This window comes from Microbacterium sp. NPDC079356, from assembly GCF_049545465.1.
GTDB classification, from domain to species: domain Bacteria; phylum Actinomycetota; class Actinomycetes; order Actinomycetales; family Microbacteriaceae; genus Microbacterium; species Microbacterium gawkjiense.
Genome location: NZ_JBMWDN010000003.1, coordinates 103,713 through 117,703, shown reverse-complemented (window position 1 = coordinate 117,703; position 13,991 = coordinate 103,713). Strand labels below are relative to the sequence as shown.

13 protein-coding genes are annotated in these 13,991 nt (G+C 71.0%); 11 read left to right on the top strand and 2 right to left on the bottom strand.

Annotation, left to right across the window (positions count from 1 at the left end; all coding sequences use genetic code 11):
* The first annotated feature begins 53 nt into the window (after positions 1-53).
* The 6 genes from lysA (at position 54) to prfA (ending at position 8,071) form a co-directional block, all read left to right on the top strand.
* Positions 54-1,481 carry a diaminopimelate decarboxylase gene (gene lysA / locus ACPEH0_RS09125; RefSeq protein WP_366214124.1) on the top strand — a complete coding sequence of 476 codons (1,428 nt, stop codon included), beginning with the start codon at positions 54-56 and terminating at the stop codon, positions 1,479-1,481.
* The gene (locus ACPEH0_RS09120; protein WP_217531167.1) at positions 1,478-2,815 is read left to right on the top strand and encodes a homoserine dehydrogenase; all 1,338 of its coding nucleotides are present in this window, start codon (positions 1,478-1,480) and stop codon (positions 2,813-2,815) included. Before lysA ends, ACPEH0_RS09120 begins: the two co-directional genes overlap by 4 nt.
* A 1-nt stretch (position 2,816) precedes the next feature.
* Positions 2,817-3,899: a threonine synthase gene (gene thrC, locus ACPEH0_RS09115; RefSeq protein ID WP_064001472.1), complete on the top strand. Its 1,083-nt coding sequence runs from the start codon at positions 2,817-2,819 to the stop codon at positions 3,897-3,899.
* Positions 3,896-4,828, top strand: coding sequence for a homoserine kinase (thrB, locus tag ACPEH0_RS09110; RefSeq protein WP_064001473.1), 933 nt, complete (start codon positions 3,896-3,898; stop codon positions 4,826-4,828). Before thrC ends, thrB begins: the two co-directional genes overlap by 4 nt.
* Before the next feature lie 164 nt (positions 4,829-4,992).
* Positions 4,993-6,981, top strand: a complete 1,989-nt coding sequence (gene rho, locus ACPEH0_RS09105) for a transcription termination factor Rho (RefSeq protein WP_366214125.1) — start codon at positions 4,993-4,995, stop codon at positions 6,979-6,981.
* A 10-nt stretch (positions 6,982-6,991) separates the two neighbouring features.
* The gene (gene prfA, locus ACPEH0_RS09100) at positions 6,992-8,071 is read left to right on the top strand and encodes a peptide chain release factor 1 (protein ID WP_359917988.1); all 1,080 of its coding nucleotides are present in this window, start codon (positions 6,992-6,994) and stop codon (positions 8,069-8,071) included.
* A 4-nt stretch (positions 8,072-8,075) separates the two neighbouring features.
* On the opposite strand, the gene epsC is transcribed toward prfA, so the two are convergent.
* Both epsC and cysK read right to left on the bottom strand, forming a co-directional pair.
* A complete protein-coding gene (epsC, locus tag ACPEH0_RS09095) occupies positions 8,076-8,681 on the bottom strand; it encodes a serine O-acetyltransferase EpsC (RefSeq protein ID WP_082886059.1) in 606 nt (201 codons plus the stop codon).
* A gap of 26 nt (positions 8,682-8,707) precedes the next feature.
* On the bottom strand, positions 8,708-9,643 hold the full coding sequence (cysK, locus tag ACPEH0_RS09090; protein WP_363379229.1) for a cysteine synthase A: 936 nt from the start codon (positions 9,641-9,643) through the stop codon (positions 8,708-8,710).
* A gap of 129 nt (positions 9,644-9,772) precedes the next feature.
* On the opposite strand from cysK, the gene prmC reads away from it, so the two are divergent.
* The 5 genes from prmC to atpB all read left to right on the top strand — a co-directional run bounded on the left by prmC (position 9,773) and on the right by atpB (position 13,982).
* Positions 9,773-10,663, top strand: coding sequence for a peptide chain release factor N(5)-glutamine methyltransferase (gene prmC, locus ACPEH0_RS09085; RefSeq protein WP_366214126.1), 891 nt, complete (start codon positions 9,773-9,775; stop codon positions 10,661-10,663).
* Positions 10,664-10,721: 58 nt separating this feature from the next.
* Positions 10,722-11,417, top strand: a complete 696-nt coding sequence (locus ACPEH0_RS09080; protein WP_217531172.1) for an L-threonylcarbamoyladenylate synthase — start codon at positions 10,722-10,724, stop codon at positions 11,415-11,417.
* A complete protein-coding gene (locus ACPEH0_RS09075; protein WP_217531173.1) occupies positions 11,414-12,574 on the top strand; it encodes an MraY family glycosyltransferase in 1,161 nt (386 codons plus the stop codon). The genes ACPEH0_RS09080 and ACPEH0_RS09075 overlap by 4 nt, the downstream gene beginning before the upstream one ends.
* Entirely contained in the window at positions 12,571-13,065 is a 495-nt protein-coding gene (locus ACPEH0_RS09070; RefSeq protein WP_359917981.1) for a hypothetical protein, read from the top strand. Before ACPEH0_RS09075 ends, ACPEH0_RS09070 begins: the two co-directional genes overlap by 4 nt.
* A gap of 158 nt (positions 13,066-13,223) precedes the next feature.
* Positions 13,224-13,982 (top strand): F0F1 ATP synthase subunit A, encoded by a 759-nt coding sequence (gene atpB / locus ACPEH0_RS09065; protein WP_359917980.1) that lies wholly within the window; start codon positions 13,224-13,226, stop codon positions 13,980-13,982.
* Positions 13,983-13,991 lie beyond the last annotated feature (9 nt).

The window sequence follows — 13,991 nt, the reverse complement described above, 5'->3', positions numbered from 1 at the left end:
GGGCGTGGCCACACCGCCCGACGATCCCGTTCCCACCCGATTGGTGCCCCTGCGTGTCCACCGCCTCCGACCGTCCCGCCGTGCCCGAGTGGCTCTCGAAGCCGGATGATGCGAATGCGCTCGTCGAGGCCGTCTGGCCCGCCGGCGCGACGCGCGACGACACCGGCGCGCTCGTCCTCGGTGGCGTGCCGGTGACCGAGCTGGCCGAGCGGTTCGGCACGCCGCTCTACGTCGTCGACGAGGACCTCGTCCGCGCCCGCGCCCGCGAGGTGCTGACGGCGTTCCGGGATGCCGCGGCCCGCCACGGCGGCAGGGCGCGGGTCTACTACGCGGGCAAGGCGTTCCTCACAACCGACGTCGTGCGCTGGGTGACCGCGGAGGGCCTCGGCGTCGATGTCGCCAGCGGCGGCGAGCTGGCGGTCGCCCTGGCCGCGGGCGCGGACCCGAGCCGTCTCGGACTCCATGGCAACAACAAGCTCCTGCCCGAGATCGCCCGCGCCGTGCGCGCGGGCGTCGGCTCGATCGTCATCGACTCGCTCGTCGAGATCGAGCGGATCGCGGCCGAGGCCGCCTCCCAGGGCGTCGTGCAGACCGTCCTCGTCCGCGTCAACAGCGGCGTCCACGCCGAGACGCACGACTTCCTGGCGACCGCCCACGAGGATCAGAAGTTCGGCTTCGCCCTGACGGATGCCGAGGCGGCGGTCGCCCGCATCCGCGAGCTGCCTTCGCTGCGCTTCGCGGGGCTGCACTGCCACATCGGCTCGCAGATCTTCGGCACGGCCGGGTTCGCCGAGTCCGCCGCCCGCGTCGTCGAGGTCCACGCGCGGCTGCGCGAGGGCGGCGAGGTCCCGTTGCTGAACCTCGGCGGCGGCTTCGGCATCGCCTACACGTCGAAGGACGACCCCACCCCTATCGCGGAGCTCGCCGAGGGGATCGTCGCGGCGGTCGCCCGCGAGTGCGGGAGCCGCGGCATCCCTCTTCCCGAACTCGCGTTCGAGCCGGGACGGGCGATCGTCGGCCGCGCCGGCGTGACCCTGTATTCGGTCGGCACGGTGAAGCCCGTGCGCGTCTCGGACGACCTCGAGCGGCTGTACGTGAGCGTCGACGGCGGCATGAGCGACAACGCGCGGACGGCGCTGTACGGCGCCGACTACAGCGCCCGCATCGCGAGCCGTCGCAGCGACGCGGACGCCGCGCTCGCGCGCGTCGTCGGTCGGCACTGCGAGGCGGGCGACATCGTCGTCGGCGCGGAGTACCTTCCGGGCGACGTGGCCCCGGGCGACCTGCTGGCCGTCGCGGCGACCGGCGCGTACTGCTTCTCGCTCGCGAGCAACTACAACTACCTGACGCGCCCTCCTGTGGTCGCCGTCGGCGGCGGTGCCGCCCGGCTGATCGTCCGCGGAGAGGACGAGAACGACCTGCTGGCGCGCGACCTCGGCGTCGCACCGGCCGCATCCCGCACCACCGAGGAGTCCGCATGATCGAACCCCGCCGCCTGCGCGTCGCGCTGCTGGGAGCCGGCGCCGTCGGATCCCAGGTCGCCCGCCTGCTGCTGACCCACGCCGACGAGCTCGCCGACCGGGCCGGTGCGCCGCTCGACCTCGTCGGGATCGCCGTCCGCGACGTGGATGCGCCGCGCGAGGCCGACCTGCCGCGCGACCTGTTCACGACCGACGCCGACACCCTCATCGCCGGCGCCGACATCGTGATCGAGGTCACCGGCGGTCTCGAGCCGGCGCGCACCCGGATCCTCCACGCCCTGTCCTCCGGCGCCGACGTCGTCACCGCCAACAAGGCGCTGCTGGCCACCCACGGCAGTGAGATCTTCGACGCCGCCGACCAGGTCGGTGCGACCGTCGCCTACGAGGCCGCCGTCGCCGGCGCCATCCCGATCATCCGTCCGCTGCGCGACTCGCTCGCCGGCGACCGCGTCCGCCGCATCATGGGCATCGTCAACGGGACGACGAACTACATCCTCGACCGTATGGACCGCGAGGGCCTCGGCTTCGACGAGGTGCTCGCCGAGGCGCAGCGGCTCGGGTACGCCGAGGCCGACCCGACGGCGGATGTCGAGGGCTACGACGCGGCGCAGAAGGCCGCCATCCTCGCGAGCCTCGCCTTCCACACGACCGTCCCGCTCGAGGCCGTGCACCGCGAGGGCATCACGGCGGTGGATGCCGGTGTCATCGAGGCCGCCCGCAAGGCGGGCTACGTCGTGAAGCTGCTCGCCGTCTGCGAGCGTCTCGTCGACCAGCCCGACGCTGCGCCCACGGGCGAGGCCATCTCGGTGCGCGTCTACCCGGCGCTGGTCCCGCGCGAGCACCCGCTGGCGTCCGTCCACGGCGCCAACAACGCCGTGTTCGTCGAGGCCGAGGCCGCCGGCGACCTCATGTTCTACGGCGCCGGCGCCGGGGGAGTGCAGACCGCGTCGGCCGTGCTCGGCGACGTCGTCTCGGCCGCGCGTCGTCACGTCGCCGGGGGGCCGGGTGTCGGCGAGTCGACGCGGGCCGGACTTGCGATCGTGCCGATCGGCCGCATCCGCACCAGCTGCCAGATCACGCTCGAGGTCGACGACCGACCGGGCGTCCTGGCCACCGTCGCGGGGATCCTCAGCGACGGGGACGTGTCCATCGCGACCGTCGAACAGACCACCTCGGGCGACGCCGTCGTCCGGGACGGCGGGGATGCCGTCGCGCACCTCGTCATCGGAACCCACACGGCCCGGGAGCAGGACCTGGCCGACACCGTCGAGCGGCTGGCTGCCACCAGCGCCGTGCGCCGGGTGATCTCGGTCCTGCGCGTAGAAGGAGACTGACATGGCACACGTCTGGCGCGGAGTCCTCCGCGAGTACGCCGATCGACTGGGCGTCACCGACGCCTCGACCGTCGTGACGCTCGGCGAGGGCGGCACCCCGCTCATCCCGGCGGCATCGCTGTCGCGCATCACGGGTGCCGACGTCTACATCAAGTTCGAGGGCATGAACCCGACGGGCTCCTTCAAGGACCGCGGCATGACGGTCGCCCTGTCCCGCGCCGTCGAGCACGGGGCCGAGGCCGTCATCTGCGCCTCGACGGGCAACACCTCGGCATCCGCTGCCGCCTACGCGGCGCACGCCGGCATCACGGCGGCCGTCCTCGTCCCCGAGGGCAAGATCGCGATGGGCAAGCTCAGCCAGGCCGTCGCCCACAATGGCAAGCTCATCCAGATCCGCGGCAACTTCGACGACTGCCTCGAGATCGCGCGCGAGCTCGCCGTCGGCTACAAGGTGCACCTCGTCAATTCGGTCAACCCGGACCGCATCGAGGGGCAGAAGACCGCCGCCTACGAGGTCGTCAGCCAGCTCGGCGACGCCCCCGACTTCCACTTCATCCCGGTCGGCAACGCCGGCAACTACACCGCCTACTCCCGCGGGTACCGCGAGGAGGCCGAGCGCGGCGTCGCGACGCGGGTGCCCCGCATGTTCGGCTTCCAGGCCGAGGGCTCCGCACCGCTCGTGCGCGGCGAGGTCGTCAAGAATCCCGAGACGATCGCCTCGGCCATCCGCATCGGCAACCCCGCGTCGTGGGACCTCGCTCTCGAGGCCCGCGCGGCGACCGACGGGTGGTTCGGCGCGATCGACGACGAGCGCATCCTCGCGGCGCAGAAGCTGCTCGCCGGGACCGTCGGCGTCTTCGTCGAGCCGGCCTCCGCGATCAGCGTCGCGGGTCTGCTCGATCGTGCCGAGGCCGGCGTCATCCCGAACGGCGCCAAGGTCGTGCTGACCGTCACCGGCCACGGCCTGAAGGACCCGCAGTGGGCGCTGCGCAACGCCGACGGCTCGCAGGTCGAGCCGCTCGTCGTGGATGCCGCGACCAGCGAGGTCGCGTCCGCGCTCGACCTCACGCGCGTGGCGGGATGACGCTCGCCGGGCGCAGCGTCGCCGTCCGCGTGCCGGCCACGAGCGCCAACCTGGGCCCGGGCTTCGACACGCTGGGCCTCGCCCTGAGCGTCCACGACGAGCTCGTCGTGACGGCGCTCGACGCGCCAGGGCTCGAGATCGAGGTCACCGGCGAGGGTTCCGCGGACGTGCCGACGGACGCCTCGCACCTCGTCGTGAAATCGATGGCGTACGCGTTCGAGGCCGTCGGCAGGCCGATGCCCGGCATCCGACTGCGCGCGCACAACGTGATCCCGCACGGCCGGGGCATGGGATCGTCGGGGGCCGCCGTGGTCGCGGGCCTCCTCGCGGCGCAGGGACTGCTCGAGGGGGACGTCACCCTCGGGCCCGAGACCCTGCTGCGCCTCGCCACCGAACTCGAAGGGCACCCCGACAACGTCGCCCCGGCGCTCTTCGGCGGTCTGACGATCGCGTGGATGGACCAGGACGGTCCGCAGCACAAGAAGCTCGCGGTCCACCGCGGTGTCTCGCCCCTCGTGTTCGTTCCCGAGTTCACGATGTCGACGTCGGTCGCGCGGGGACTCGCGCCGCTCCACGTCACCCGCGAGGACGCCGTCTTCAACGTCTCGCGGTCTGCGCTGCTGATCGCGGCGCTCACGCAGAGCCCCGAGCTGCTGATGGCGGCGACCGAGGACAAGCTGCACCAGTCGTACCGGGCGCAGGCGATGCCCGCGACCGACGCGCTCGTGCAGTCGCTCCGGGGCGCCGGCTTCGCCGCCGTCGTCTCGGGCGCCGGCCCCAGCGTGCTCGTCCTGGCCGACGGCCCCGGACGCCGCCTCGAGGCGGTCGAGTTCGCGGCGCGGTCCACGGACACGCCATGGAAACCCCTGCTGCTGGCCGTCGATGTCCGGGGTGGTACAGTGAAGGACCATACGGAGGATGCCACGTAATCACGTGAATCTGCCCTCCATCGCAATCTGCGAACCACCGCACACCCCCTTCTGACGGGCCTGCGCAACTTCTGTGCCTGCGCGAACACCCCGCTGAGGAACCGGATCTGTCGTGGACGGAACCACCTGCGGTTATGACTTTCCACATCTGAAAGGGAGAACTCGTGGAGTCCATCTCCGAGATCCAGACCGGCGACGACGTCGCCACCGGCGGCACCGTCGCCGACGAGACCGTCGCCGACGCCACCGCCGAGTCGGCCGCGCCCGCGACAGAAGAGACGCCCGTCGAGGAGACCCCCGCGGACGAGGCGCCCGCCGCCGAGGCGCCCGTCGAAGAGGCCCCCACCGCGGACCCCGCCCCCGTCGCCGACGAAGAGGTCGCCGCTGCGCAGCCGGTCGACGAGACCCCGGCCGAGGAGAAGCCCGCCGAGAAGCCGGCGAAGGCGCCGCGCAAGCGCGCTCCGCGTCGCGCGAAGAGCACCGATGTGCCGGCCGCCGATGCCGCCGTCGCTGCCGACGCTGCGGAAGCCCCCGCCGTCGAGGCCCCCACTGCCGAGGCCCCGGCCGCCGACGCCGCCGAGACTCCGGCCGCCGATGCCGCGTCCGCCGTCGAGGCACCCGCGGCCGACGCCGCCCCCGAGACCACCGAGCAGGCCGCGACCACCGAGGCGCCGACGGTTGATGCCGCGGCACCGACGGCATCCGCCGATGACAGCGAGAACGCCGGCGAGGGCAACGGCCGCAGCCGCAGCCGTTCGCGCAGCCGCAGCCGCAACCGCAACAAGGGCGACAACGGCCAGAACGGCAACGCGCAGAACAACAGCGCGCAGAACGGCAACGGCCAGAACGCGCCCGCCGACAAGCCCGCCGTCGAGCAGGCCTCCGACGACGAGCAGGGTCAGGGTCGCGGTCGCCAGCGCAACAAGCGTCGCGGTCAGTCCACGAACGACGAGTTCGACACCGAGATCGGCGAGGACGACGTCCTCATCCCGATCGCCGGCATCCTCGACGTCCTCGACAACTACGCGTTCGTCCGCACGACCGGCTACCTCCCCGGCCAGAGCGACGTCTACGTCTCGCTCGGTCAGGTCAAGAAGTACAACCTGCGCAAGGGTGACGCCGTCGTCGGCGCCATCAAGCAGCCGCGCGAGGGCGAGCAGTCGAGCCGTCAGAAGTACAACGCGCTCGTCAAGGTCGACGCCGTCAACGGCCTCTCGGTCGAGGACGCCGCGACGCGTGTCGAGTTCGGCAAGCTCACGCCGCTCTACCCGCAGGAGCGCCTGCGCCTCGAGACGGCCCCCGAGAAGCTGACGCAGCGCATCATCGACCTCGTCGCCCCGATCGGCAAGGGTCAGCGCGGCCTGATCGTCGCGCCGCCCAAGGCCGGCAAGACGATCGTCCTGCAGCAGATCGCGAACGCGATCGCGACGAACAACCCCGAGGTCCACCTCATGGTCGTGCTCGTCGACGAGCGCCCCGAAGAGGTCACCGACATGCAGCGGACGGTCAAGGGCGAGGTCATCGCCTCGACGTTCGACCGACCCGCCGAGGACCACACGACGGTCGCCGAGCTCGCCATCGAGCGCGCCAAGCGCCTCGTCGAGCTGGGCCGCGACGTCGTCGTCCTGCTCGACTCGATCACCCGCCTCGGTCGCGCCTACAACATCTCGGCGCCGACCTCGGGCCGCGTGCTCACCGGCGGTGTCGACGCATCCGCTCTCTACCCGCCCAAGCGCTTCTTCGGCGCTGCCCGCAACATCGAGAACGGCGGATCTCTCACGATCCTCGCGACGGCCCTTGTCGAGACCGGTTCGAAGATGGACGACGTCATCTTCGAGGAGTTCAAGGGCACCGGCAACAGCGAGCTGCGCCTGTCGCGCCAGCTCGCCGACAAGCGCATCTTCCCCGCCGTCGACGTGAACGCGTCCAGCACCCGTCGCGAGGAGATGCTGCTCTCGGCCGACGAGGTCAAGATCACGTGGAAGCTGCGCCGGGCCCTCGCGGGTCTCGACCCCCAGCAGGCCCTCGAGGTCGTCCTCGGCAAGCTCAAGGAGACGACGTCGAACGTCGAGTTCCTCGTGCAGATGCAGAAGTCGATCCCGACGCCCGCCGCGGGCGGCCACGGCCACGGGCACGAGAACAGCATCCGCTGACCCTCGCGTCGTGTTCGAGTCCGTCCAGACGCTGATCGACGAGCACCGCGCGGTCCAGGAGGAACTCTCCGACCCCGCGGTGCACGCCGATGCGGCGCGCGCCAAGCGCGTCAACCGGCGGTACGCGGAACTCTCGCGCATCGTCGCGGCGCACGACGCCTGGCGGGCCGCGGAGGAGGACCTTGCGGCTGCGCGGGAACTCGCGAAGGAGGACGCCGCCTTCGCCGACGAGGTCCCCGCCCTCGAGCAGCGGCTCGCCGAGGCGCAGGAGAAGCTCCGTCGCCTGCTCATCCCGCGCGACCCCGACGACGCCCGCGACGTGATCCTCGAGATCAAGGCGGGAGAGGGCGGCGCCGAGTCGGCGCTGTTCGCCGCCGACCTGCTGCGCATGTACCTGCAGTACGCCGCCTCGCAGGGGTGGAAGACCGAACTGCTCGAACGCAACGAGTCCGATCTGGGCGGCTACAAAGACGTCCAGGTCGCCATCAAGGGCTCCTCGAGCGATCCCGCCCAGGGCGTGTGGGCGCACCTGAAGTACGAGGGCGGCGTCCACCGTGTGCAGCGCGTGCCCGCGACCGAGTCGCAGGGCCGCATCCACACCTCCACAACGGGAGTCCTCGTCTTCCCCGAGGTCGACGAGCCCGAAGAGGTGCAGATCGACGCGAACGACCTCAAGATCGACGTCTTCCGCTCGTCGGGTCCGGGAGGTCAGTCGGTCAACACGACCGACTCCGCCGTCCGCATCACCCACCTGCCCACGGGGATCGTCGTGTCGATGCAGAACGAGAAGAGCCAGCTGCAGAACCGCGAAGCTGGCATGCGTGTGCTCCGCGCGCGCCTGCTCGCCAAGCAGCAGGAGGAGCGGGATGCCGCGGCCTCCGACGCCCGCAGGTCCCAGATCCGCGGAATGGACCGGTCGGAGCGCATCCGCACGTACAACTTCCCCGAGAACCGCATCGCCGACCACCGCACCGGGTACAAGGCGTACAACCTCGACCAGGTGATGGACGGCGCGCTCGGACCGCTCATCGAGTCCGCGATCGCGGCCGATGAGGAAGCGCGGCTGGCCGCCGTCGGCTCGGAGGCCTGACCGCTCAGATGTGGTACTCGGGCGCCGTCAGGATCGCCCGGGTGTCCTCGCCGACCGCCCGCCGTCGGGCCCGCGCCGGCACCCCGACGAGCACGGAGTCGGACGGCGCGTCCTTCGTGACCACGGCGTTCGCGCCGATGACCGAGTGCGCGCCGATGACGATCGGTCCGAGGATCTTCGCTCCCGCGCCGACGGCGACGCCGTCTTCGAGGGTCGGATGCCGCTTGCCGCCGTCCCGCGTCCGGCCGCCCAGAGTCACCCCGTGGTAGAGCATGACGTCGTCGCCGACCTCCGCCGTCTCGCCGATCACGACACCCATGCCGTGGTCGATGAAGAAGCGTCGCCCGATGCGGGCGCCGGGGTGGATCTCGATGCCGGTGAGCCAGCGGGTGACCTGCGAGAGCGCCCGCGCGGGGAAGCGCCGGCCCCGCCGCCACAGCGCGTGCGACACCCGGTGGCTCCACACGGCGTGGAGCCCCGGGTACAGCAGCGCGATCTCGAGCCCGCCGCGTGCGGCCGGGTCGCGCAGCTTCGCCGCCGCGATGTCCTCGCGGACGGCGCGGACGACGGCGACGAGGCTGCGGCGCAGGGAGCGGGCGATGCCGGGCACGACGGACCTTTCGGGGACGGCGGGGATCAGTCGCGGAACTCCTCGAAGAGCGCCGTCGACAGGTACCGCTCGCCGAAGGAGGGGATGATCACGACGATGTTCTTGCCCTCGGCCTCGGGACGTGCGGCGACCTGGAGCGCGGCCCAGATGGCGGCGCCGGACGAGATGCCCACGAGGATGCCCTCGGTCGTGGCGACCTTCTTGGCGGTCGCGATCGCGTCGTCGAACGTGACGTCCTGGACTTCGTCGATGACGCCCTGGTCGAGGATCGGCGGGATGAAGTTCGGGCCGATGCCCTGGATCTTGTGGGGTCCGGGCTTGCCCTCGGTCAGCAGGGGGGAGTCCTTCGGCTCGACCGCGACCACCTTCGCGGCGGGCACGCGCTCCTTCAGCACCTGGCCGACGCCGGTGATCGTCCCGCCGGTGCCGATGCCGGCGACGAAGTAGTCGACGGCGCCGTCGGTGTCGCGCAGGATCTCCTCGGCGGTGGTCTTGCGGTGGATCTCGACGTTGGCCTGGTTGGCGAACTGCTTCGCGAGCACGGCGCCGGGGGTCTCGGCGGCGATGCGCTCGGCCTCGCCGACGGCGCCCTTCATGCCGAGCGACGGGTCGGTCAGGACGAGCTCGGCGCCGTAGGCGCGCAGCAGCATCCGACGCTCGATCGACATCGAGGACGGCATCGTCAGGATGACCTTGTAGCCGCGGGCCGCGCCCACCATCGCCAGCGCGATGCCGGTGTTGCCGCTCGTGCCCTCGACGATCGTGCCGCCGGGCTTCAGCTCGCCGGAGGCCTCCGCAGCATCGACGATCGCGATGCCCAGGCGGTCCTTGACCGACGAGGCGGGGTTGTAGAACTCGAGCTTGGCGAGGATGGTCCCCGGCAGCCCCTCGGACACGCGGTTCAGTCGGACGAGGGGGGTGTTGCCGAATGCGCTCGTGATGTCGGAGTGGATGCCGGTCATGGGATGCCTTCCGTGCGGGTCGGATGAAAGGGTGCGGCTCAGGTGTCCGCGATGCGCCCCCAGCCTACGGTCCCGGCGACCCGGGCGGCCCTGTGTGACGATGCCGTGAGCGGTATCCTGAGGCTTCCCATGTCGACTTCACGGACTTCCGACGCGCCCACGGGCAGCGACCTCGCCCCCCTCGTGCGCCGCGCCGCCGAGCGCCTCGCCGCGTCCGGCGTGCCGTCCGCCGATGTCGACGCCGAACTCCTCGCCGCGCACGTCCTGGCCATCGGTCGGGGGGAGCTCGCCGCCGCCATGATGCGCGGTGATCGGATGCCGGAGGTCGCCGCCACGCGCTTCGCCGAGCTCGTCGAGCGCCGCGCCGCGCGCGAACCGCTGCAGCACCTCACCGGGACGGCGCCGTTCCGCCACCTCGAGCTCCGGGTGGGGCCGGGGGTGTTCGTCCCGCGTCCCGAGACCGAGATGGTCGCGCAGCTCGCGATCGACGCGCTGCGCGCCGCGCCCGGCCCGGAGCCGGTCGCCGTCGACCTCGGTACGGGGAGCGGCGCGCTCGCCCTGTCGCTCGCGACCGAGGTGCCGCACGCGCAGGTGCACGCGGCCGAGAACTCTGTCGACGCCTTCCTCTGGGCGAAGGAGAACTTCGCCCGCCACGCCCCGCATGCCCGTCTCGCGTTCATCGACCTCGCCGACGCGTTCCCCGAGCTCGACGGCACCGTCTCGGTCGTGGTGTCGAACCCGCCATACGTCCCCGACGACGCGATCCCGCGCGACCCCGAGGTGCGCTTCTGGGACCCGCCGGCGGCGCTGTACGGCGGCCCCGACGGCCTCGACGTCGTGCGCGTGCTGTCGCACGTGGCGCTGCGGCTGCTGCACCCCGGCGGCACGCTGGTGATCGAGCACGGCGAGTGGCAGGGCCCCGGCATCCGCGATCTGCTGACCGCCGACGGGTGGCGCGGCGCGGCCACGCACCGGGACCTCACGACGCGCGACCGCGCGACGACGGCGCTGCGTCCCTGAACCGGGGCCGCCCGCTTGCAGGCGGTCCCGAGCCCGGTCCTCGTAGAATGCTGCGGATATGTCTCCCGTCCTCGACTGCCGCGACGCCGACCAGCTGCTCCCCGCTCTCCGCCAGGCCCGCCAGGCCATCGGCCGCGGCGAACTCATCGTGATGCCGACCGACACCGTCTACGGCGTGGCCGCCGACGCGTTCAACGCCTCCGCCGTCGCGCGCCTGCTGGCGGCCAAGGGCCGCGGACGGCAGTCACCCCCGCCTGTGCTCGTCTCGGGACCCGACACCATGCGTGCGCTCGTGGCCGAGGTGCCCGAGCCCGTCGATCGCCTCGTGGAGCGGTTCTGGCCGGGGGGTCTCACCATCGTCCTGCCCGCCCAACCCTCGCTGCGCTGGGACCTCGGCGAGACCCGCGGCACCGTCGCGGTGCGGATGCCGGACGACGCCTTCGCCCTCGAACTGCTGCAGGAGACCGGTCCACTCGCCGTCTCGAGCGCGAACCTGACGGGCAAGCCCGCGGCGCTCGAGATCGACTCGGCGATCGAAATGCTCCGCGACAGCATCTCCGTCTACCTCGACGGCGGGCTCGTCGACACCGGGGTCGCCTCCACCATCATCGATGCGACGGGACTCGTCGGCCGCGATCCGCGGCCCGTGACGGTGCTGCGCGACGGTGCCGTCTCCCGCGCCGCCCTGCGCGAGGTGCTTGGCGACCTGCTCGAGCCGGATCCGGTCTCGCCCGACGAATCCGACGACGCGTGAGGGACTACCTGCTCGCGTTCGTCATCACCGGCGCCCTCACCTTCGTCTTCTCGTGGGCGGTCTGGCGTGTGGCGATGAAGTTCGGGCTGCACCCGGCGATCCGCGAGCGGGACGTCCACAAGACCCCCACGCCCCGGCTCGGGGGCGTGGCGATGTTCATCGGCATGCTCGGCTTCTTCGTGCTGTCCTCCCAGCTCCCCGCCTTCGCGATCGTGTGGCAGGAGCCGTCGATGGTGTGGTCCCTGCTGGGGGCCGCCGCCCTCATGGTCGTGGTCGGCGTCGCCGACGACCTTTGGGACCTCGACTGGATGATCAAGCTCGGCGCCCAGTTCGTCGCCGCGTGGATCGTCGTCTCGCCCGGCGGCATCCAGATCTTTTACCTGCCCTTCGGCCAGCAGGTCGTCGTGTCGAGCTGGGTCAGCATCAGCCTGTCGATCCTCCTCATCGTGATCGTCATGAACGCCGTCAACTTCATCGACGGACTCGACGGGCTCGTCGCGGGGGTGTGCCTCATCGCGAACGCGGTGTTCTTCGCCTACTCGGCGATGCTCGTACGCGACTTCGACAACAGCGAGCAGAGCAACACCGGGGTGTTCATCGCGATCGTGCTGCTCGGGATGTGCGCGGGCTTCCTGCCGTTCAACTGGAATCCGGCCCGCATGTTCATGGGGGATGCCGGTGCCCTCCTCCTCGGGCTCATGATGGCGTCGTCGGCGATCGTCGTCACCGGCAACCTGCCGCCGAACCTCCTGAGCGACAACGACCTCTTCGGCCGCTCTCAGCTGCTCGGTGCCTTCATCCCCGTCATCCTCCCCGTCGTCATCGTGCTGTTGCCGCTCGTCGACTTCGGTCTCGCCGTCGTCCGGCGGATGGCGCAGGGCAAGTCGCCGTTCTCGCCCGACCGCAAGCACCTTCACCACCGGATGCTCGACATGGGCCACACCGACCGCAACGCCGTCTTCGTGTTCTACGCGTGGACCGCCGTCGTCTCGCTGTCGGTCCTGCTGATGTACATCGGCACGACGAAGGGCTGGCCCGGCCGGTACTGGCCCGGCGTCGCGTTCCTCGTCATCGGCTGCATCGCCTGCGTCCTCGTCACACTGCCCCCCGCGCGCCGCGCCCGATCGGTCGCGCCCGAACAGAAGGCCCTCTCGTGAGCTCCCTGTCCTCCACCTCCATGCTGCGCACCGCCCTCGTGTGGTCCGGAATCGTGACCGCGGTCCTTCTCGTCGCGGGGGGAGCGGTCGGACTGCTCGTCGCCGGGATGTCGGGCCTGTGGAGCGCCCTCGTCGCCGTCCTGATGGCGGCGGTCTTCCTGGGCTTCACGATCGTGTCGATCCTCATCGCCAACCGTTTCTACGGCGATCCGCTGTTCGTGCCGATCTTCTTCGGTTCCGTCATGGGCGGATGGATCCTCAAGTTCGTGGTCTTCCTCGTCGTGCTCTTCGTCCTGCGCGATCAGCCGTGGCTGACCCCGCTGGTCTTCCTCGTCTCCCTCGTCGTCAGCATCGTCGCCTCGCTCGTCGTCGACGTCGTCGTCATGCTCCGGATGCGGACCTCCGCCGTCAGCGACACGACACTGCCCACCGCCGCGGAGGTGGAGGCCGGGGAACGCCGGCCCGGGGACTCGGCGGCGCCCCAGGACTGATAGGCTGTTCTCGAGCCCGCCTGATCCCGACGGGAACGTCTGCGGAGTCAGCTCACCGACCATCGTCGCCCGATCCTTTGATCGACGCCCCGAAGCTGGAGCCAGCGCTGTTTACTCAAGCTGCGACCCTGATCGCTACTGCCGCCGAAGACGCCCCCGTGTTCCACGGGCCCTCGATCGACGACTTCTTCCCCGAGACGCTCTTCCAGATCGGTTTCCTCGAGGTCAACCGGATCCACCTCATCCAGTTCCTCGCGACGATCGCCATCGTCCTGATCTTCTGGCTCGGGACGCGTCGGATGACCGTCGTCCCCGGCCGGTTCCAGAGCATCGTCGAGATGGGCCTGGACTTCGTCCGCGTCAACATTGCCGAGGACATCCTGGGTAAGAAGGACGGGCGCCGGTTCCTCCCGATCCTCACCACGATCTTCTTCATGGTGCTGTTCATGAACATCACGGGCGTCATCCCGTTCCTGAACATCGCCGGTTCTTCGATTGTCGCGGTCCCGCTCCTGCTGGCGATCGTCGCGTACGTGACCTTCATCTACGCCGGCATCAAGCACAACCCGGGCGCGTTCTTCAAGAACGCCCTGATGCCCTCCGGCGTGCCGTGGCCGCTGTACATCATCATCATCCCGCTCGAGTTCCTCTCGACCTTCATCATCCGGCCCGTCACGCTGACGCTGCGTCTCCTGATGAACATGATCGTCGGCCACCTCATGCTGGTCCTGTTCTTCGCGGCCACCCAGTTCTTCCTCGTCGAGGTCGGCGGCTGGTTCTCGGCGCTCGCTGCGGGCACGCTCGCGTTCGGGTTCGCCTTCACGCTGTTCGAGATCTTCGTCGCCTTCCTCCAGGCCTACGTCTTCGCCATCCTCACCGCGGTCTACATCCAGCTCGCGGTGGCAGAAGAGCACTAAGCGGTCCGG

Coding starts and splice junctions, on each gene's coding strand:
- ACPEH0_RS09120 (WP_217531167.1), top strand. CDS start 1,478: ATGATCGAACCCCGCCGCCTGCGCGTCGCGCTGCTGGGAGCCGGCGCC.
- thrC (WP_064001472.1), top strand. CDS start 2,817: ATGGCACACGTCTGGCGCGGAGTCCTCCGCGAGTACGCCGATCGACTG.
- thrB (WP_064001473.1), top strand. CDS start 3,896: ATGACGCTCGCCGGGCGCAGCGTCGCCGTCCGCGTGCCGGCCACGAGC.
- cysK (WP_363379229.1), bottom strand. CDS start 9,643: ATGACCGGCATCCACTCCGACATCACGAGCGCATTCGGCAACACCCCC.
- prmC (WP_366214126.1), top strand. CDS start 9,773: ATGTCGACTTCACGGACTTCCGACGCGCCCACGGGCAGCGACCTCGCC.
- ACPEH0_RS09080 (WP_217531172.1), top strand. CDS start 10,722: ATGTCTCCCGTCCTCGACTGCCGCGACGCCGACCAGCTGCTCCCCGCT.